We start from the raw sequence: 18,667 nt of genomic DNA on the forward strand, positions 1-18,667 counted from the left end.
AAAATGGTTGGCTTTTCTTTTTATAACGGCCGTTTATTAGGAATTCCTGCTTTGCGTGGGTATTTATTGGGAGTTTCTTTTTTCTTGCCAACAACCGTGATATACCGCGGGTCGCCATTGGGGAGTTGGTAATGAATGTTTTTTTCGACTTTGCTGAAAAGAAGGCTAAGCGCGGTTTTTGCTTCTGTTAATTCCTCAGGAGCATTGCTAGCTTTGAACGCTAAAAGACGCCCGCCAACTTTAAGAAAGGGAATGGTCAGCTCGGCTAAGATCTGCATACGAGCAACAGCGCGTGCAGTGACAATATCAAACTGGGCGCGGAAGTCTTTATCTTGAGCAAAATCTTCTGCCCGACCATGATAAAAATGAACTTTTTCCAAACCTAACTCGTCAGCCAAGTGATTTAAAAACAGAATACGCTTGTTTAGAGAGTCAATAATCGTCACATCTAATGCTGGATAGAGGATTTTCATCGGAAGACTCGGAAAACCTGCCCCTGCTCCAATATCCAATAGTTTGATGCTTTTGTTTTCAATCCGTCCCTGTAAAATTGGCGCAATGGAATCATAGAAATGCTTGAGATAGACTTCCTTTTTGTCAGTAATAGCTGTCAGATTGATGTTTTCATTCCATTCAACGAGCAGTTCAAAATAGTGTTCAAATTGCTTCTTTTGTCGGTCTGTGAGTTCAATCTGTTGCTGTTTTAAGAGTTCATAAAATTCTTCGGGTGTCATCATTTGTCCTTATTTGTATTTCTTATTTCTATTATACCAGATAATCAGAAGAGAATCTTCAAAATTTCTCTTGCTACAGAAGTCTAAATTTTTATTCTTTTCATTTTTCTGGTATAATGTCTATAATAAATTTAAAGGAGAATGATTATGTGGATGATTATTTTAGCCATTGTTGTAGTACTGATATTGTTTGTGATTGCTAGTTACAATGGTCTTGTCAAAAGTCGTATGCAAACCAAGGAAGCGTGGAGTCAAATTGATGTTCAGTTAAAACGTCGAAATGATTTGCTGCCAAATCTGATTGAAACAGTCAAAGGGTATGCTAAATATGAAGCATCAACGTTTGAAAAAGTAACAGAACTGCGTCGGCAGGTGGCTGCTGCAACAACTCCAGCAGAAGCTATGAAAGCAAGTGATGCCTTGACGCGTCAGATTTCAGGAATTTTTGCTGTTGCAGAAAATTACCCAGAATTGCAAGCAAGTACAAATTTTGTAAAATTGCAAGAAGAATTAACTAATACTGAAAATAAAATTTCGTATTCTCGTCAACTTTATAATAGTGTAACAAGCAATTATAATGTGAAGCTAGAAACATTTCCAAGTAATATTATTGCCGGAATGTTTAGCTTTAAGCCGGCAGATTTCTTAGCTGTCCCAGAAGAAGAAAAATCTGTACCAAAAGTTGATTTTAGCGGTCTAGGTGACTAATATGCTCTTTGATCAAATTGCTAGTAATAAAAGACGAACGTGGGTTCTCTTAATTGCTTTTTTTGCTCTCTTAGCGATTATTGGTGCTGCGGTAGGGTATTTATGGTTAAATTCTACTCTCGGTGGTGTGATAATTGCCTTTATCATTGGTGGAATTTATGCTTTTAGCATGATTTTCCAGTCTACTGAGGTTGTTATGTCTATGAATGGTGCGCGCCAAGTCACTGAAGCTGAAGCCCCTGATTTGTATCATGTGGTAGAAGATATGGCGATGGTAGCACAAGTTCCGATGCCACGGGTGTATATTGTAGAGGATTCATCGCCCAATGCTTTTGCGACTGGTTCAAAGCCTGAAAATGCAGCAGTTGCTGCAACAACAGGGTTGTTAAATCTGATGAATCGTGAAGAACTGGAAGCGGTTATTGGACATGAAGTGAGCCATATTCGTAATTATGATATTCGGATTTCAACGATTGCGGTAGCACTTGCTAGTGCAGTGACCATGCTATCTAGCTTAGCTGGGCGTATGATGTGGTTTGGTGGCGGGAGTCGCAGGCGTAATAGTCGAGATAATGACAACGGTTTGGGGATTTTGATGTTGATTCTGTCGCTTATTGCGATTATCTTGGCTCCCTTAGCAGCCACCTTAGTACAGTTGGCGATTTCTCGTCAGCGTGAATTTTTGGCAGACGCTTCCAGTGTAGAATTAACACGCAATCCACAAGGGATGATCAATGCCTTGCAAAAGTTAGATGGAAGTGAGCCCATGCATCGCAAGGTTGATGATGCTAGTGCAGCTCTCTATATCAATGACCCTAAAAAGCCAGGTGGCTTGCAAAAACTTTTTCACACTCACCCTCCGATTAGTGAGCGGATTGAACGTTTGAAAAATATGTAAAAATAGCTCTCCCAATGACATAACTGGGAGAGTTTTCTTATCTGTTTTTCCAAGCAAGTCCAAGGGCAAATAATCCTAGTAGAGTAAAGACAGTCCAACAAATAGTCATATTCCAAACAGCAAGAGCTGTAAAAAGAGTAGTTCCGACAGGAAGGGAGAGACTAAAGAGAAGGGATAAAAAAGAGCTGGTCTGTGCGAGAACATCAGATGGTAGACTGTTGAGAAGAAGAGCATTGAGCTTGGGATTGACCTTCGCTGCTAGATACATGAGGAACATGGTGGAAAGAAGAGTAATTAGTTGAGAACTATAAAATATTTGATTTAATCCAATTAAAACAATAGGAAGGATTGCCCATAAAACAATTTGAGCGACGGAGAGTTTGGCGAAGTAGTCTCTGGGAGTGAGACTTCCGAGAACCATACCTGCCATGACTACTACTTGGATGAGAAATAGTGATTGACTGAAAGTGAGATTCCAGAAGGGACGATTTAAAAGACTAAGATTAAAGATAGCGTTTAAGCTGCCACCCAAGGCATTGATAATGGCAATGATGGCTAGGAGCAGTATAAAGTTGCTCTTTTCTTCCTTTTGGAAAATTTCTTCGCCCAATTTAAAAATTTCTTTGGCTTGAGTAAGGAAAGAAGTATTTTTCTCTGATTTTTTAATAGTGACAGGTGCATGAGTTAGCTGTTTGCGGTAGAAATAGAGGATAGTTGAAGAAAGCAGGAAAGCCAGAGCATTGATAGAGGCAACGAAAAAGAAATTTTGATTGCTAATGGCGAGTAGCCATACTCCCAGAGCTTGTCCCGAAATAGAACAAATGATAGAGAGAAATTGAGTAAAACTATAGGCTTCCATACGATCTTCTTCAGGAATATTTTTCTGGAAAATAGGCATTTGCAAACCGCCGCGGTAGTCACTGAGAATATCTGAGATGATGTTAATTAAGCAAACAAAGGAAAAAGCGATTAGACTTTTTTGATAAGTCAGCATTGCAACAAGGACAAACAATATTGCTTGAATGTAGCCTGTGGCAATCAGCCAGTACCCTTTTTCGTGCGTTTGGTCAGCCCGCTTACCGACATAAACAGTAAAAAGGATAGGAGCAAGTAAGATAATATTGGCAGTTCCAACTGCGAATTTAGCATGGGGCAGACTTGCTGCAAAAACTACAAAAACAAGATTGTAGATAGAGGCTCCTAAGTAGTTGAAAAAGCGAGAAAGAGCTATGACACGAAAAAGTGAATTTTTAATCAATAGTTTCATCTGCTTTATCTCCTGAATATTTTTTGACAAGTTGTTTAGCGAGGCTAGGATTTTTGAGTTGAAACCTTTTACCCTGTGTGACAAATTCCCAAACCTGACGAATATCACTCTTTATGGTTCGCTTAACAATTCGACTTTCACTTGATGTGAGAGTAATTCTTTTCTTTTCAATGTATATATTCATAAATTGTTCTCCTAAAAGCTTTATTGCCACCATTATAGCGGGGTATAACAGGGTTTTCAAGGTCTTTTAGCCAAGTGGTGTCAAAGGGAAAGTGACTGGTAGAAAACGGCAGGGTAAGTTGCAAAGAAAGGCGCACAAACAGAAAGAAAATGCTATAATGGTTTAAGGAATATTGGAGGAAAAGTATATGCTAAATATTCATGAAATTCGTAAGAACCCCGATGGACTAGACTTTGAAGTGAATTTTGACTTAGTTGCTGATTTAAAAGGGCGTAACCCTGAAATTTTGGGCATCTGCGATGTGCTTGCAAGAGGCAAGGCTCAGTATGAGGACGGTCTTTACTTTTTAGACTATGATTTGTCCTACACGATTACTCTGGCGTCCAGCCGCAGCATGGAGCCTGTTGAGCGCAAGGAAACTTACTTGGTCAATGAGATTTTCATGGAAAATCATGGCGAGAAGATCAGTCAAGACTTGATTGATGATGACCTCGTTTTGGGGCTTGAGGGCGATGAGATTGATCTGGCAGAAAGTGTAGCAGATAATATCTTGCTCAATATCCCGCTTAAGGTCTTGACGGCTGAGGAAGAAGCAGGGCAGGATTTTCCAGTGGGACAAGACTGGCAGGTCATGACCGAGGAAGAATACCGCCGCCAGCAAGAAGAGCAAAAAGCAAGCAAGAGCCCTTTTGCTAGCCTGAAGAACCTGTTTGATGAAGAAAATTGAGTTAATAATCCAGATAGAAGAAGAGTTTGGGACAAAAAGATTTCAATTTTTAAAAATCTTAATTATTAAGCCCTTCAAATCTATAATTAAATGCGACAAGCGAACAAAGCAGAATTCTGATTGCCAGAAAACTAGTTTTGTTCGCTTTTTATATTTGAGGTTGGACTTTTGTCCCATCCTCTTTAATATTTTTAAATGTTAGGATTTATTCTTTTGATGTGGATATCTCTTGGAAAATTGAAAGTAACTAAGAATAATTATAACAATAACTGAATGATACCACTGATAATTCCTAAGCAGCCTAATCCAATGCAAATCCATCCAATTGTTCGCTTTTTGGAAGACGAGTTGTTTTTTGAAAATAAAAACATGCCTATTCCTACTACTAAGATGATAAATCCAAAAATCATATTGATTTGCAAACCGTTTTTACCAAAAATGCTTTCAAGCACAGTATTAACTGTATTATCTAAGGTCCGTTCCATTATTCTACCTCCATATGGTTTATTTTTTTAGTAAGCAACAATGACACACCAATTCCACCCAAAACAGTAAGGCACATTAAGATAAGAGCGGCTACATCATTTTTATTGCTATTTCCTATAAAACTAAACAGGATATTACAAAATAAAGAGGAAAGAAAGACAGCCGACAAAATGGTAGTTGGTATAGATTTTTTCAAAAAACCAATACCTACAGCTATAATCCCAGTTGATGCTGCTATCATGGACATGATGATTGTTATTTTGATTGCTCTCATCATAAGAGAGACAGTCCATGTGCCTTCAACCAAAGGACTAATGGACTCTGTGATGCCAAATATTCCAAAGGCTAGCACATTACAAGATACCATTGCCATGAGCGTAAAAAGAAAGGCAACCATTAATTTTGAACATAATATTTTATCTCTTCTGATAGGGTAGGAAAATAATAAAATAGCTCGTTTATCTTTGTATTCATCAATGATAAACCGTGTACACATGGTGGCAGAGAGTGTTGCGAAGACAGCCATACTTAGTGTTGAAAATAAGGAAATAATTTTAGGATATCCTGCAAATATTTGTAGATCTGGGTCTGGATTTATTTGAGGGGCATATGCAAACAAGTAAATAAAGCCAAGCATTACAATAAAGGTAACGCTACTTGCAATTACATATGTTTTGATATTATTTCTTTTTAATTCTAATTTTATCAATTTAAACAATTTTTTCACCCCCACTCATGATATTGAAGAAATAGTCTTCCAGTCCATTTGGGAATTGATTTTCTATTGCAGACAAGCTAACTTCCTCTACAACGGTGCCATTCACAATGACACCGATAGTATCTGCAATATGTTCTATTTCACTTAATATATGGCTAGATACTAGAATGGTCATACCTTGTTCATTCTTTAGTTGCAAGAATAATTCTCGCATTTCTCTGATTCCCATAGGATCCAGACCATTTATTGGTTCGTCTAAGATGAGTAGTTCTGGTTCATGGACAATGGCTCGCGCGATTGCTAAACGTTGTCGCATGCCCAAAGAAAATTTAGATACTGGCAAGGTTCCAGTGTTATTTAGCCCAACCTTTTGCAAAGCAGAGACACAATCTTTACCTTCTTTTCCCATATAGGAGAGATGGATTTGTAAATTTTCCTCGGCTGATAAATGTTCATAAAATACAGGTGTTTCAATTAAGGTGCCTATTTCTGATAGGATTTCATTTCGCTGTTTTCCAATATCTAATCCCAAGATTTGTATCTTGCCCATTGTTGGTATGAGTAGCCCGGACAGTAGTTTAAATACAGTTGTTTTTCCAGCTCCATTTGCTCCTAGAAATCCGTAGATACTCCCTTTTTCTACGTGAATATTGCAAGCTCTGATAACCTCTTTTTTATCAAAGGTTTTGGTTAGATTGTCTGTTTCGACTGCTAAATTATGTTTCATTGTTACCCTCCTTAAAATATAATCTGTGCAATAAGTTCATGAATTTTTCAATGAGCGTATTATTCAATACATCAATGCCTAGAGAAGCCATTAGGGTTTGTAAGAAATTTAATCGTGTTAATAGCTTCTCTTCATCACAAGTAAATACCGCAGGGTCACACCACACATTTAATAATAGCAAAAAGATTTCTGCGCATTCATCAGGATATTTTGTAACAATAGATCCATCATCAATCCCTTTTTGAATAATTTTAGAAAGAAAAGGAGCATCGTTATTTACACAATCTTTCATGTAGGAGATAACAAATTCTGCACTTTTCATTTTTGGAACCATGGCATCATCTAAATAATGAATTTCTTGATTTTCAATAGTCTTTTCTAAAATAAGTGACAATTGTTCTTTTCCGCTCAGAGAGCTTGTTTGGGATAGTAAGAGCTTCATTGTCTCTTTTGTAGCTTCAGTTTGCCTTTTTGTTACAGCATTTATAACATCATCTTTCGATTTGAAATGATGATAAATGGCACCTTTTGACACATTTGCTGCTTCTGCAATATCTCGCATACTGGTTTTATCAAAACCTTTTTCTAAAAATAATTTGGTTGAAACAGTTAAAATGGTTTCGATAGTAACCTTTGAATCATACTTTTTTTGCATATTATTTACCTTCTTTTTTAAAATACATACCGACTGGTCGGTTTTTATTATATAACAAAAGGTCTTTTTTGTCAAGCAGTGAAAAATATTTTGTTCACCTAGTTGCAGTTTCGCTCTTTTTATAATTCATATCATGGCAAAGTACTTTCAATTATGCTTGCAAAATGTTACAATAAGACTAGTAACTATAAATAGGAGTAAGACATGACAAAAGCAAACTTTGGCGTTGTGGGTATGGCCGTTATGGGTCGTAACCTTGCCCTAAACATCGAATCTCGTGGCTATACAGTAGCAATTTACAACCGGTCAGCGAATAAAACAGAGGATGTGATTGCATCTCATCCTGAAAAAAACTTTGTTCCAAGTTACGATGTGGAAAGTTTTGTGAATTCTATTGAAAAACCACGTCGGATCATGCTCATGGTTAAAGCTGGGCCAGGGACAGACGCAACGATTCAAGCATTATTACCGTTCCTGGATAAGGGAGATATCTTGATTGACGGTGGAAATACGTTCTATAAAGATACTATTCGTCGTTCAGAAGAATTGGCAAATTCTGGAATCAATTTTATCGGGACAGGAGTATCTGGTGGTGAAAAAGGTGCGCTTGAAGGTCCATCTATCATGCCTGGTGGACAAAAAGAAGCCTATGAATTGGTAGCAGATGTATTGGAAGAAATTTCAGCGAAAGCGCCAGAGGATGGGGCACCATGTGTAACTTATATCGGACCAAATGGTGCAGGTCATTATGTAAAAATGGTCCACAATGGGATTGAGTATGGCGATATGCAACTGATTGCAGAAAGTTATGATTTAATGCAGCACTTGCTTGGATTTTCAGCAGCAGAAATGGCTGAAATCTTTACTGAATGGAATAAGGGTGAGTTGGATAGCTATCTGATTGAAATCACTGCTGATATTTTGACACGTAAAGATGATGAAGGACAAGATGGACCAATCGTTGATTACATCTTGGATGCAGCTGGAAATAAAGGAACAGGAAAATGGACGAGCCAATCAGCTCTTGATTTTGGTGTTCCACTTCCACTTATCACGGAGTCTGTTTTTGCGCGTTATATTTCTGCTTACAAAGAAGAACGTGTTCAGGCTAGCAAGGTTCTTCCAAAACCTACTGCTATTAAATTTGAAGGAGACAAGGCTGAATTGATTGAAAAAATTCGTCAAGCCCTCTACTTCTCGAAAATTATGTCTTATGCACAAGGTTTCTCACAATTGCGTGTAGCATCTAAAGAACAGGATTGGAATCTTCCGTTTGGTGAAATTGCTTCTATTTGGCGTGCTGGTTGTATCATTCGTGCTCGTTTCTTGCAAAAAATTACAGATGCATACGGACGTAATCCAGATCTTGCAAACTTACTGCTTGACGAATATTTTATGGACGTCACTGCCAAATACCAACAAGCTGTTCGTGATGTAGTGGCGTTGGCTGTTCAAGCAGGTGTGCCGGTACCAACGTTCTCTAGTGCGATTGCTTACTTTGATAGCTATCGTGCAGAAAACTTGCCAGCCAATTTAATTCAAGCGCAACGCGATTACTTTGGTGCGCATACGTATGAACGCAAGGACAAAGAAGGAATTTACCACTATTCTTGGTATGATGAAAAATAGGATAGGCTATGGCGAAGCGGATTTTATTAGTTGAGAAAGAAAAAAAATTAGCGCAATTTATTGGCTTAGAGCTACAAAAAGAAGGTTATCGAGTTGATCTTTTTGAAACAGGAAAAGATGCTTTGGCGTCTGCGAGAGCTAATCAATACGATTTATTCCTGTTGAATTTTATGCTTGACGATATGACAGGAACAGAATTTGCCGCACAATTAAGTGTGATAAAGCCTGCTTCGGTCATCATTGTATTGGATAATCGTGATAATATTCTTCAATATACTGAGGAAATCCAACGCTTTGCTGTTGCTTACATGGTAGAACCATTCATTGTGACGGACTTAGTTGAAAAAATTTCTGCCATTTTTCGTGGGCGTGATTTTATTGACCAGCATTGTAGTCAGATGAAAGTTCCAACATCTTATCGGAATCTTCGGATTGATGTGCAAAATCATACAGTTTATCGAGGTGAAGAAGTGATTGCTTTGACTCGAAGAGAGTATGATTTATTAGCAACATTGATGGGAAGTCATCAGGCTTTAAGCCGTGAACAGTTGTTAGAACGCGTGTGGAAATACGAAGGAGCTGTTGAAACAAATGTTGTCGATGTTTATATTCGCTATCTTCGTAGTAAAATTGATATAGCGGGGCAAAAAAGTTATATAAAAACCGTGCGTGGTGTTGGTTATGCTATGCAAGAATAACTCTGAGGTGCAGGAAATATCGTTTTTCTGCACTTTTCTAATGGGCGTATTTCCCTAGTCTATTACAATTTGTAAGCAAGAAATAGGAAAAATTTTTAAAATATTATATAAAAACGCTTTACAAAATAGAAATATATGATATAATTAAAGAGTCAAATAAATGCAAACGTTTGCGGAAAGCGCTTGCGGAAAATTTTATAAGGAGATATGAATGATGAAAGAGACATTCAAAAACATATTCAGTTTCGAATTTTGGCAAAAATTCGGAAAAGCTCTGATGGTCGTTATCGCAGTAATGCCCGCGGCTGGTTTGATGATCAGTATTGGTAAGTCAATTCCAATGATCAATCCAAACGTAGCTGCTCTTGTTACAACAGGTGGCGTGCTAGAACAAATTGGTTGGGGTGTTATCGGTAACCTTCACATTTTGTTTGCATTAGCTATTGGAGGTAGCTGGGCAAAGGAACGTGCTGGTGGTGCATTTGCGGCCGGACTTTCATTTATTTTAATTAACCGTATTACAGGGGTCTTTTTTGGAGTAACTTCAGACCTTCTTACAAAACAAGGAGCTACTGTAAAAACTGTCTTTGGTGGAACCATTAAGGTGGCTGATTATTTTGTAAGTGTACTTGAAGCTCCTGCTCTTAATATGGGGGTGTTTGTTGGTATCATTGCCGGTTTTGTTGGAGCAACTGCTTACAACAAATATTATAATTACCGTAAATTACCAGATGCGCTTTCATTCTTTAATGGTAAACGGTTTGTGCCATTCGTTGTTATTTTGCGTTCTACAATTGTGGCTTTGATTCTTGCAGTATTTTGGCCAGTTGTTCAAACTGGAATCAACAATTTTGGTATTTGGATTGCTAACTCTCAAAAGACAGCTCCAATTCTCGCACCATTCTTGTTTGGTACTTTAGAACGTCTTCTTTTACCATTTGGACTTCACCATATGTTGACAATTCCAATCAACTATACTCAATTAGGTGGGACATATGAAGTGTTGACAGGGGCTGCTAAAGGAACGACTGTATTTGGTCAAGATCCATTATGGTTGGCTTGGGTAACAGACCTTGTTAATTTAAAAGGTTCACACGCTGACCAATATCAACATCTTCTAAATAGTATTACTCCAGCTCGTTTTAAAGTTGGGCAAATGATTGGTTCATTTGGTATTTTGATGGGGGTTGCCTTTGCAATTTATCGAAATGTAGATGATGATAAGAAACATAAATACAAAGGGATGATGATTGCAACAGGACTTGCAACTTTCTTAACAGGTGTTACAGAACCAATTGAATACATGTTTATGTTTGTTGCAACACCTCTTTATTTGGTGTATGCTGTTGTGCAAGGGTTAGCCTTTGCAATGGCTGACGTTGTTCACTTGCGTATGCACTCATTTGGTTCAATCGAATTTCTGACTCGTACTCCACTAGCCATCAATGCTGGTTTGGGTATGGATATTATTAATTTTGTTTGGGTAACAGTGCTCTTTGCAGTTGGAATGTATTTTATTGCCAACTTCATGATTAAGAAATTTAACTACGCAACTCCAGGACGTAACGGAAACTATGAAACAGCTGATGGAGAAGATAGTCCTTCGTCTGCCCCAGCTGGTGGCAAAGTAGCAGAAGCATCTCAAGCTGTGAATATTATCAATCTTCTTGGTGGACGTGCAAACATTGTTGATGTTGACGCATGTATGACACGTCTTCGTGTAACTGTTAAAGATGCAGAAAAAGTTGGTACAGAAGAGCAATGGAAAGCTGAAGGAGCAATGGGCTTGGTGATGAAAGGCCAAGGTGTTCAAGCCATTTATGGTCCGAAAGCGGACGTTCTGAAATCTGATATTCAAGACTTACTTGACTCAGGTGAAGTGATTCCCGAAACTCTTCCGAGTCAAATGACAGCTTCACAAGCAGCAGAAGTGAGCTACAAAGGTGTAACAGAAGAAATTGAAACGGTTGCTGACGGTGAAGTCATTGCTATCTCTGATGTGAAAGATCCTGTCTTCTCACAAAAAATGATGGGTGACGGATTTGCAGTTGAACCTGAAAATGGCAATATCTACTCACCAGTAGCAGGTACTATTACAAGCATTTTCCCTACAAAACACGCTCTTGGTCTCTTGACTGATAATGGTCTTGAAGTGCTTGTTCATATCGGACTTGATACAGTCAGTCTTGAAGGTAAACCATTTGAAGTACATGTTGCAGAAGGTCAAAAAGTAGTAGCAGGTGATCTTCTTGTAACAGCTGATTTAGAAGCTATCAAAGCAGCAGGTCGTGAAACTTCAACAGTTGTTGTCTTCACAAATGCACAAGCTATTAAATCTGTAACTGTTGAAACATTCGGCAAAGTAGCAGTGAAAACAGTTGTTGCTAAAGTAGAATTGTAAATAGGAAAGAGAAATCATGGCAAAATTCCTGACTTTAAATACTCATAGTTGGATGGAAGATGAGCAAGAAAAAAAGCTAGATCAACTAGCTGAGCGGATTCTTCAAGAAAAATATGATGTCATTTGCCTGCAGGAAGTCAATCAAGAAATGGAGTCTGAACAGGTTGTTCAGGCTCCATTTTATCATGCGGTAGATGGCGCCATTGCGATTCATAAAGACCACTTTGCGCATTGTCTCGTGGAGAGATTGATAGAGAAAGGTCTTATTTATCATTGGTCTTGGGCTTATAATCATATTGGTTTTGATCGGTTTCATGAGGGAGTCGCTATTTTATCCTTAAAGCCGTTGAAACCAAGTGAGTTATTGGTTTCAGATGCCAACGATCCAACGGATTATCACACTAGAAAAGTACTTTTGGCGGAAACAGAAGTAGATGGACGGCTTGTAACGGTGGCTTCCTGTCATCTTTCTTGGTGGGACAAAGGCTTCCAAGAAGAATGGGTACAAGTAGAAAAAGAATTGTTGCAGCGCGATATGCCTCTAGTATTGATGGGAGATTTTAACAATCCCGTCGGTTATGAGGGCTATCGGCACATTCTAAAAAGTCCGCTTGCTCTGCAAGACAGTCATGTTGTTGCGGCTACAGTCATTGGTACAGCAACAGTTGAAGGCGATATTGCCGGCTGGGCTGGAAACAAGGATGCTCTAAAAATTGATTATATCTTTACGAGTAAAGATTTTAACGTTAAAAAATCTGCTGTTGTTTTTGACGGCAAAGCAACACCTGTCGTTAGTGACCATTTTGGGTTAGAAGCAGAAGTTGCATTTTAACAATCAAAAACGGGAAGTTTTATCTTGAACTTCCCGTTTTTGATTGTCATTCTTTAGAGGTGTGGCGTTTTCCAGCATTGATAGCATCGGCTTCAGTCATGGTGACTACTCTGTCAAACCGTGTATTGCGTGGCATATTATCTATACTGTACCAATAAACCTCAGCAGTTCCGTTACGAGCTACATAAACGGTTCGTTCCTGCTGTTGAGCTTCTTGTGCTGCAGCAGCCTCTTGTTGTTGCTGCGCTTGAGCGGCAGCTGCTTCTTCTTGTTTTCGTTTTTCTTCCGCTTGTTTAGCTATTTCTTGTTCTTTTGCTGCTTTTTCTTGCTTAGCTTTTTCCACTTCCTTTTTCTTCTCTTCCTCAGCGGTCTTCTCCTTCTTTGCCTGTTTCTCTTTTCTACCTATAGCAATATATTGCTCGTTTTCTCTTTTGTAGGAGTCAAACTCATTTTTTAATGCTTTGTAATCTTTAGCGGCTTTTTCATTGCTTTTTGTTAATTTTTGAATCTGTACTTTATATTCTTCTCCATTTTCGCGCTGGTTTCCTTTGGTAGAAAAGGAAACCAACAAAAGAACAATTAAAGCTAGAATAGCAATATTCTTTTTGTCTTTAAAAAAGGCAACAGAAAAAAATCTTTTCATCATAATTCTCCTTAAAATGATAACGTTTACAATTATTATATAAAATTTCTTGAGAGAAGTAAATAGGATAACGGATTATTATATGTTTTCGTGAGGAAGTTCCTATCTTTTGTTATTTCTTAAAACATGGTATAATGAAGTATTAAGAATTCAGGAGGGAAGCAGATGCGTTGTCCTAAGTGTGGTGGTAGTAAATCAAGTGTTATTGACAGTCGGCAAGCAGAAGATGGCAACACAATCCGTCGTCGGCGTGAGTGTGATGAATGTCAGTATCGCTTTACGACTTATGAACGTGTAGAAGAACGGACGCTCGTTGTCGTTAAAAAGGATGGCACGCGGGAACAATTTTCAAGAGATAAGATCTTTAATGGAATCATTCGTTCGGCGCAAAAACGTCCTGTTTCTAGTGATGAGATTGAAGCAATTGTTAGCCGAATTGAGCAAAAAGTACGCAGTAGTAATGAAAATGAGATCGCAAGCGAGTATATCGGTGGTTTGGTTATGGAAGAGTTGGCGGATTTAGATGAAATTACTTATGTTCGTTTTGCTAGTGTTTATCGTAGCTTTAAAGATGTGAGCGAGCTGGAAAGCCTCTTGAAACAGATTACAAAAACAGCGAAAAAGAAAAAGGAACAATAGATGAAACCGAATGATCAATTTTCGTTTGTGAAGAATAATCTGATTAGTCAGGACAGCACCAATTTGATTCGTCTGTATTTGCCAATTTTAGGGTTTCATGCAACCTCTATCTATCAGTATTTTCTTGCTTTTTGGGATAATGGAAAATCATCTTATACTTTTGGGCACATTTTGAATCATCTCAATCTGGGGATGAATGCCTTGCAAAAAAGTTTAGAAATGTTGTCCGCTATGCAGTTGGTAGAGCTTTATCATACGGAGAATCATTTTCAGGTCTATTTGCAGCCCACATTAGCGTCTGGTGAATTTTTAAGCAATCCTGTTTATAGACGCCTGCTAGAAAAGAAGATTGGTGAAGCTGCAGTAGAAGCTTTGTTGCCTAGTCACCCAAGTGGTGAGAAGCAAGATGTGAAGCTGTCAGAGATTTTTCAAGTGGAAGATGCAAAGGTAGAGCCGCAATCAAAACAGAATCATTTTGACTTGGATTACTTTAAACAATTGATGGCGCGAGAAAACTTGCGTTTTGAAAACGAAAAAGAAGATTTGCTGGTACTCTTTGCTATTTCAGAGCAACAAAATTGGACTTGGTATGAGACCTATTTGTTGGCTAAGGAAACGGCTGTCGGTCATGTGATTTCAACCAAGCGAATGAAGCAAAAATTAAATCAAAAGCCTACTGTAAGCGGATTTTCTAATGCTGAACAAACGATTATCCGAGAGGCTAAGAGTAAGTCAGCCATGCAGTTTTTGGCAGAAATCAAAAAAACCAAGCATGCGACAATCACACGAGGAGAACGTCAGTGTTTGCAAGAACTGGCTAATTTGGGACTGTTAGATGAAGTGATCAATGTGATTTTGCTGTTGACTTTTAACAAGGTAGATTCGGCTAATCTCAATGAAAAATACGCTTTGAAAGTAGCAAATGACTTTTCATATCAGGAAGTGTCATCGGCAGAAGAAGCAGTTTTGCGGATTCGTGAACGAAATCAACAACCAAGCAAAAAAGCAAATCAAACGTCTACTTCAAAGAGCAATGTTCCCGACTGGAGCAATCCTGACTATAAGAATGAAACAAGTGCTGAAAAGCAGGCTGAGCTAGAGGAGCAAAAGAGAAAACTTTTAGCGAAATTAGACCAAGGAGGTGACTAGATGGAGAGTGTTGGACAAACGATGGCGCATAGAAAACAAGCTCGTCAATTTAACTATGAAGAGTTGGTGAAGCAAATCGTAGCCGATCCAGATGTGGCGGCTTTTATCCAGTCTGAGCAATTAACACCTGCTGAAATCAAACGAAGCATTTCTAAGTTTAATCAGTATATTTCTGAGCGAAACCGTTTCTTGCTAGGTGATAAAGCGTATATTGCCAAAGGCTATAAGCCGATCTTGGTGAAGAATGAGGGGTATGCAGACGTTTCTTATGAAGAAACTCCAGAACTAGTCGAAGCGCAGAAACAAGCAACTATCAATGCACGTTTAAACTTGATTAGTCTTCCGGTTAGTCTCAAGGAAGCTAGTTTGGCAAAAGTGGATTTGGACGATGTTGGTCGTTACAAGGCTTTTGAGTTGCTGACGAATTTTGTGGCAGATTATCCAAACTACAAAAAAGCGATTTACCTTTATGGTGATTTTGGCGTGGGAAAAAGTTACATGATGGCAGCCTTAGCACATGATTTGTCGGAAAAACGCAGTGTTTCCACGACCTTGCTTCATTATCCTAGTTTTGTTTTGGATGTAAAGAATGCTATTTCTTCTGGTCTGGTTAAGGAAAAGATTGATGAAGTAAAAGTAGCGCAAGTATTGATTTTGGATGATATTGGTGCGGAGCAATCAAGTCCGTGGATGCGAGATGAGATTTTGCAGGTTATTTTACAGCACCGGATGCAGGAAAATTTGCCAACTTTCTTTACATCGAATTTTAATTTTGCGGATTTGGAACGGCATTTTGCGACATCCAAAAACGGAGATGAAACTTGGCAGGCTCGTCGGGTCATGGAAAGAATAAAATTCTTAGCAGAGGAAGTTCGTCTGGAAGGAGAAAATCGCCGATGAATGAAACGATTGATTTGATGAAAAAGCATACTTCTGTTCGTCGTTTTACAGATGAGCAGATTTCAGATGAGGATTTGAAGGCGATTATTGATGCTGGTCGAGCAGCCTCTAGCTGGAAGAATTTCCAATCTTATTCGATTATTGTTGTTCGCAATCAAGAAAAGAAAGCAGCCTTGTTTGATTTGGTGCCTCAGGAGGCTATTCGTCAGTCATCTGTTTTTCTTCTTTTTATCGGAGACCTCAATCGAGCTGAGAAAGGTGTGCGACTTCATACGGATACCTTTTACTCACAAGGAGTGGAGAATCTTCTGATTAGTTCTGTTGACGCTAGTCTGGTCGCGCAGAATACTCTTTTGGCGGCTGAAAGTCTGGGATATGGCGGGGTCATCATTGGCTTGATTCGCTATGCTTCTAGGGAAATAGCAGAGCTGTTTAACTTACCAGATTATACGTATCCTATTTTTGGAATGGCTTTGGGAAAGCCGGATCAGCACCATGCTGTTAAACCACGTTTGCCGTATGAAACAGTCGTTTTTGAAGAAAACTATCAAGAACAGGACACATCTGTTATTCAGAACTATGATCAGATTCAAGCAGACTATGCTGGAGATCGAGCAACTGATACATGGAGCGAGCGACTAGCGAAGCAATTTGCTCAAAAGCCCAATCTTGCTAGTCAAAATCTATTACAAGACAAGAAATTATTGTAAAATAAAGAGAGTGAGACAAAATCGGTCATTTCGAAACAATTCGATTTTGTTGGCTTGCCCGCACAGCTCGAAAGGTTTGGGAAACCTTCCGAGGTTGGAAATAAAGTCAAGTAAAACTTGACGCCAAAAGGGTGTAAAAGTTGATTTATCAGCGTATTAGACACCACTTAGCAGTGTTTGATTGGCACTAATTGCCTAGTCAATTGTACATGGGAAATTCTAAATTGCCTAAAGTCAATAGAGTTTCTCCAAACCGCTGCGCCCTGTAATTATAACTACATAAACAAGTGAAGCTGAGCGCTTTTGCCCCAGCTTCTTAGAACAGAAAGAGGAACACTATGGCTTTACCAACTATTGCCATTGTCGGCCGTCCTAATGTCGGCAAATCAACACTTTTTAACCGGATTGCCGGGGAGCGGATTTCGATTGTTGAGGATGTTGAAGGAGTGACCAGAGACCGTATTTATGCAACGGCTGAGTGGCTGAATCGCAAGTTTAGCATGATTGATACAGGCGGGATTGATGATGTAGATGCGCCTTTTATGGAGCAAATCAAGCACCAAGCAGAGATTGCTATGGAGGAAGCGGATGTCATCGTTTTTGTGGTGTCTGGAAAAGAAGGTATTACAGATGCGGATGAATATGTGGCTCGTATGCTCTACAAGACCCACAAGCCGATTATTCTAGCGATCAATAAAGTAGATAACCCAGAGATGCGCAGTGAAATTTTTGATTTTTATGCGCTTGGTTTGGGTGACCCTTATCCCGTTTCTTCTGTTCATGGGATTGGCACAGGGGATATCTTAGATGCCATTGTTGAAAATCTTCCCAATGAAGAAGCAGCTGAAAATCCAGACATGATTAAATTCAGCCTCATCGGTCGTCCCAATGTCGGCAAGTCTAGCTTAATCAATGCGATTTTAGGAGAAGACCGTGTGATTGCTAGTCCTGTGGCTGGAACTACTCGTGATGCGATTGATACGGTCTTTACGGACGATGAGGGACAAGAATTTACTATGATTGATACAGCGGGTATGCGTAAGTCAGGTAAGGTCTATGAAAATACAGAGAAGTATTCTGTTATGCGAGCTATGCGAGCCATTGACCGTTCCGATGTTGTGCTCATGGTGCTCAATGCTGAAGAGGGGATTCGCGAGTATGATAAGCGGATTGCTGGTTTTGCTCATGAAGCAGGTAAAGGAATTATTATCGTTGTTAACAAGTGGGACACGCTGGAAAAAGATAATAAGACCATGCAAAATTGGGAAGCCGATATTCGCGACCAATTTCAGTATCTCTCTTATGCACCGATTGTCTTTGTATCAGCTCTGACTAAGCAACGTTTGCATCAATTGCCAGGCATGATTAAGAGAATTAGTCAAAGTCAAAATACTCGCATTCCGTCAGCGGTGCTCAACGACGTCATCATGGATGCCATTGCGATTAATCCGACACCGACCGACAAAGGCAAACGGCTGAAAATCTTCTATGCGACACAAGTTGCGACCAAACCGCCAACCTTTGTTATTTTCGTCAATGAAGAAGAGCTCATGCACTTTTCTTATATGCGCTTCCTAGAAAATCAAATCCGCAAAGCTTTCGTATTTGAAGGGACACCAATTCATCTCATTGCCAGAAAGCGGAAGTAGGGCGGAACTAACTAAACAAGGCTGAACATAAAAATAGTAGAAGTGGTACAGTACAAGATAACTAGTCTAACGTACCTATGTGAGAAAGAAATATGAATTGGATAAATATTGCTAAAGTGGTGCTCATTGGAATTGCAAGTGCAGCTTATGTAATATTCATTATGATGATAGAAAGTACAAACCGTTTGGTTTTCGCTATTGGTTATCACTTTTTAGTTTGATAGTTGTAGGAATTGCACATCTTTTCTTGGCCGCTATAACAATAACATTGGGCGTCATTTGGTTGATGATAACAAAATTCTCTCTACTTTTA

20 protein-coding genes are annotated in these 18,667 nt (G+C 38.9%); 12 read left to right on the forward strand and 8 right to left on the reverse strand.

Annotated elements, in window-relative coordinates:
• Nucleotides 1–20 precede the first annotated feature (20 nt).
• Nucleotides 21–734, reverse strand: a complete 714-nt coding sequence (gene rsmG / locus IYQ91_RS05955) for a 16S rRNA (guanine(527)-N(7))-methyltransferase RsmG (RefSeq protein WP_084740397.1) — start codon at nt 732–734, stop codon at nt 21–23.
• A 147-nt stretch (nt 735–881) separates the two neighbouring features.
• Between rsmG and IYQ91_RS05960 the strand changes: the two genes are divergently transcribed.
• The gene (locus IYQ91_RS05960; RefSeq protein ID WP_195673350.1) at nt 882–1,442 is read left to right on the forward strand and encodes a LemA family protein; all 561 of its coding nucleotides are present in this window, start codon (nt 882–884) and stop codon (nt 1,440–1,442) included.
• Between the two features lies 1 nt (nt 1,443).
• Nucleotides 1,444–2,340 (forward strand): zinc metalloprotease HtpX, encoded by an 897-nt coding sequence (gene htpX, locus IYQ91_RS05965; RefSeq protein ID WP_082312173.1) that lies wholly within the window; start codon nt 1,444–1,446, stop codon nt 2,338–2,340.
• Nucleotides 2,341–2,377: 37 nt separating this feature from the next.
• On the opposite strand, the gene IYQ91_RS05970 is transcribed toward htpX, so the two are convergent.
• Complete coding sequence (locus tag IYQ91_RS05970) at nt 2,378–3,607, reverse strand: transporter (protein ID WP_082312174.1); 1,230 nt, start codon at nt 3,605–3,607, stop codon at nt 2,378–2,380.
• Nucleotides 3,591–3,791, reverse strand: a complete 201-nt coding sequence (locus IYQ91_RS05975; RefSeq protein WP_082312175.1) for a hypothetical protein — start codon at nt 3,789–3,791, stop codon at nt 3,591–3,593. The genes IYQ91_RS05970 and IYQ91_RS05975 overlap by 17 nt, the downstream gene beginning before the upstream one ends.
• Before the next feature lie 187 nt (nt 3,792–3,978).
• Here IYQ91_RS05975 and IYQ91_RS05980 point away from each other — a divergent pair, with 187 nt between their 5' ends.
• Nucleotides 3,979–4,518, forward strand: a complete 540-nt coding sequence (locus IYQ91_RS05980; RefSeq protein ID WP_195673351.1) for a DUF177 domain-containing protein — start codon at nt 3,979–3,981, stop codon at nt 4,516–4,518.
• Nucleotides 4,519–4,775: 257 nt separating this feature from the next.
• On the opposite strand, the gene IYQ91_RS05985 is transcribed toward IYQ91_RS05980, so the two are convergent.
• The 4 genes from IYQ91_RS05985 to IYQ91_RS06000 are packed head-to-tail and all read right to left on the reverse strand — an operon-like array spanning nt 4,776 to nt 7,104.
• On the reverse strand, nt 4,776–5,003 hold the full coding sequence (locus IYQ91_RS05985) for a hypothetical protein (RefSeq protein ID WP_003029926.1): 228 nt from the start codon (nt 5,001–5,003) through the stop codon (nt 4,776–4,778).
• Entirely contained in the window at nt 5,003–5,731 is a 729-nt protein-coding gene (locus IYQ91_RS05990) for an ABC transporter permease (RefSeq protein WP_195673352.1), read from the reverse strand. The genes IYQ91_RS05985 and IYQ91_RS05990 overlap by 1 nt, the downstream gene beginning before the upstream one ends.
• Entirely contained in the window at nt 5,715–6,449 is a 735-nt protein-coding gene (locus IYQ91_RS05995; protein ID WP_003029928.1) for an ABC transporter ATP-binding protein, read from the reverse strand. Before IYQ91_RS05995 ends, IYQ91_RS05990 begins: the two co-directional genes overlap by 17 nt.
• Complete coding sequence (locus IYQ91_RS06000; RefSeq protein ID WP_049534658.1) at nt 6,439–7,104, reverse strand: TetR/AcrR family transcriptional regulator; 666 nt, start codon at nt 7,102–7,104, stop codon at nt 6,439–6,441. Before IYQ91_RS06000 ends, IYQ91_RS05995 begins: the two co-directional genes overlap by 11 nt.
• 204 nt (nt 7,105–7,308) lie before the next feature.
• Between IYQ91_RS06000 and gndA the strand changes: the two genes are divergently transcribed.
• The 4 genes from gndA to IYQ91_RS06020 all read left to right on the forward strand — a co-directional run bounded on the left by gndA (nt 7,309) and on the right by IYQ91_RS06020 (nt 12,664).
• Complete coding sequence (gene gndA, locus IYQ91_RS06005; RefSeq protein WP_059221018.1) at nt 7,309–8,733, forward strand: NADP-dependent phosphogluconate dehydrogenase; 1,425 nt, start codon at nt 7,309–7,311, stop codon at nt 8,731–8,733.
• An 8-nt stretch (nt 8,734–8,741) separates the two neighbouring features.
• Entirely contained in the window at nt 8,742–9,431 is a 690-nt protein-coding gene (locus IYQ91_RS06010) for a response regulator transcription factor (RefSeq protein WP_018543712.1), read from the forward strand.
• 211 nt (nt 9,432–9,642) lie between these two features.
• Nucleotides 9,643–11,832, forward strand: coding sequence for a PTS transporter subunit IIBC (locus IYQ91_RS06015; RefSeq protein WP_195673353.1), 2,190 nt, complete (start codon nt 9,643–9,645; stop codon nt 11,830–11,832).
• Between the two features lie 16 nt (nt 11,833–11,848).
• On the forward strand, nt 11,849–12,664 hold the full coding sequence (locus tag IYQ91_RS06020; RefSeq protein WP_022526964.1) for an endonuclease/exonuclease/phosphatase family protein: 816 nt from the start codon (nt 11,849–11,851) through the stop codon (nt 12,662–12,664).
• 46 nt (nt 12,665–12,710) lie between these two features.
• Here IYQ91_RS06020 and IYQ91_RS06025 read toward each other — a convergent pair whose 3' ends face one another.
• Nucleotides 12,711–13,307, reverse strand: coding sequence for a hypothetical protein (locus IYQ91_RS06025; RefSeq protein ID WP_195673402.1), 597 nt, complete (start codon nt 13,305–13,307; stop codon nt 12,711–12,713).
• A gap of 165 nt (nt 13,308–13,472) precedes the next feature.
• Between IYQ91_RS06025 and nrdR the strand changes: the two genes are divergently transcribed.
• The 5 genes from nrdR to der all read left to right on the forward strand — a co-directional run bounded on the left by nrdR (nt 13,473) and on the right by der (nt 18,354).
• Entirely contained in the window at nt 13,473–13,946 is a 474-nt protein-coding gene (gene nrdR / locus IYQ91_RS06030) for a transcriptional regulator NrdR (protein WP_003023591.1), read from the forward strand.
• Nucleotides 13,947–15,095: a DNA helicase gene (locus IYQ91_RS06035; RefSeq protein ID WP_195673354.1), complete on the forward strand. Its 1,149-nt coding sequence runs from the start codon at nt 13,947–13,949 to the stop codon at nt 15,093–15,095.
• Nucleotides 15,096–15,995: a primosomal protein DnaI gene (gene dnaI, locus IYQ91_RS06040; RefSeq protein ID WP_195323439.1), complete on the forward strand. Its 900-nt coding sequence runs from the start codon at nt 15,096–15,098 to the stop codon at nt 15,993–15,995.
• Nucleotides 15,992–16,705, forward strand: coding sequence for an NADPH-dependent oxidoreductase (locus IYQ91_RS06045; RefSeq protein WP_117644218.1), 714 nt, complete (start codon nt 15,992–15,994; stop codon nt 16,703–16,705). Before dnaI ends, IYQ91_RS06045 begins: the two co-directional genes overlap by 4 nt.
• A 338-nt stretch (nt 16,706–17,043) precedes the next feature.
• Complete coding sequence (gene der / locus IYQ91_RS06050; RefSeq protein ID WP_195673355.1) at nt 17,044–18,354, forward strand: ribosome biogenesis GTPase Der; 1,311 nt, start codon at nt 17,044–17,046, stop codon at nt 18,352–18,354.
• The last annotated feature ends 313 nt before the right edge of the window (nt 18,355–18,667 follow it).

Origin of the sequence: Streptococcus sp. HF-2466 (assembly GCF_015594645.1) — a bacterium.
Classification (GTDB): domain Bacteria; phylum Bacillota; class Bacilli; order Lactobacillales; family Streptococcaceae; genus Streptococcus; species Streptococcus anginosus.

Coding starts and splice junctions, on each gene's coding strand:
- rsmG (WP_084740397.1), bottom strand. CDS start 734: ATGACACCCGAAGAATTTTATGAACTCTTAAAACAGCAACAGATTGAA.
- IYQ91_RS05960 (WP_195673350.1), top strand. CDS start 882: ATGTGGATGATTATTTTAGCCATTGTTGTAGTACTGATATTGTTTGTG.
- htpX (WP_082312173.1), top strand. CDS start 1,444: ATGCTCTTTGATCAAATTGCTAGTAATAAAAGACGAACGTGGGTTCTC.
- IYQ91_RS05970 (WP_082312174.1), bottom strand. CDS start 3,607: ATGAAACTATTGATTAAAAATTCACTTTTTCGTGTCATAGCTCTTTCT.
- IYQ91_RS05975 (WP_082312175.1), bottom strand. CDS start 3,791: ATGAATATATACATTGAAAAGAAAAGAATTACTCTCACATCAAGTGAA.
- IYQ91_RS05980 (WP_195673351.1), top strand. CDS start 3,979: ATGCTAAATATTCATGAAATTCGTAAGAACCCCGATGGACTAGACTTT.
- IYQ91_RS05985 (WP_003029926.1), bottom strand. CDS start 5,003: ATGGAACGGACCTTAGATAATACAGTTAATACTGTGCTTGAAAGCATT.
- IYQ91_RS05995 (WP_003029928.1), bottom strand. CDS start 6,449: ATGAAACATAATTTAGCAGTCGAAACAGACAATCTAACCAAAACCTTT.
- IYQ91_RS06000 (WP_049534658.1), bottom strand. CDS start 7,104: ATGCAAAAAAAGTATGATTCAAAGGTTACTATCGAAACCATTTTAACT.
- gndA (WP_059221018.1), top strand. CDS start 7,309: ATGACAAAAGCAAACTTTGGCGTTGTGGGTATGGCCGTTATGGGTCGT.
- IYQ91_RS06010 (WP_018543712.1), top strand. CDS start 8,742: ATGGCGAAGCGGATTTTATTAGTTGAGAAAGAAAAAAAATTAGCGCAA.
- IYQ91_RS06015 (WP_195673353.1), top strand. CDS start 9,643: ATGATGAAAGAGACATTCAAAAACATATTCAGTTTCGAATTTTGGCAA.
- IYQ91_RS06020 (WP_022526964.1), top strand. CDS start 11,849: ATGGCAAAATTCCTGACTTTAAATACTCATAGTTGGATGGAAGATGAG.
- IYQ91_RS06025 (WP_195673402.1), bottom strand. CDS start 13,307: ATGAAAAGATTTTTTTCTGTTGCCTTTTTTAAAGACAAAAAGAATATT.
- nrdR (WP_003023591.1), top strand. CDS start 13,473: ATGCGTTGTCCTAAGTGTGGTGGTAGTAAATCAAGTGTTATTGACAGT.
- IYQ91_RS06035 (WP_195673354.1), top strand. CDS start 13,947: ATGAAACCGAATGATCAATTTTCGTTTGTGAAGAATAATCTGATTAGT.
- dnaI (WP_195323439.1), top strand. CDS start 15,096: ATGGAGAGTGTTGGACAAACGATGGCGCATAGAAAACAAGCTCGTCAA.
- IYQ91_RS06045 (WP_117644218.1), top strand. CDS start 15,992: ATGAATGAAACGATTGATTTGATGAAAAAGCATACTTCTGTTCGTCGT.
- der (WP_195673355.1), top strand. CDS start 17,044: ATGGCTTTACCAACTATTGCCATTGTCGGCCGTCCTAATGTCGGCAAA.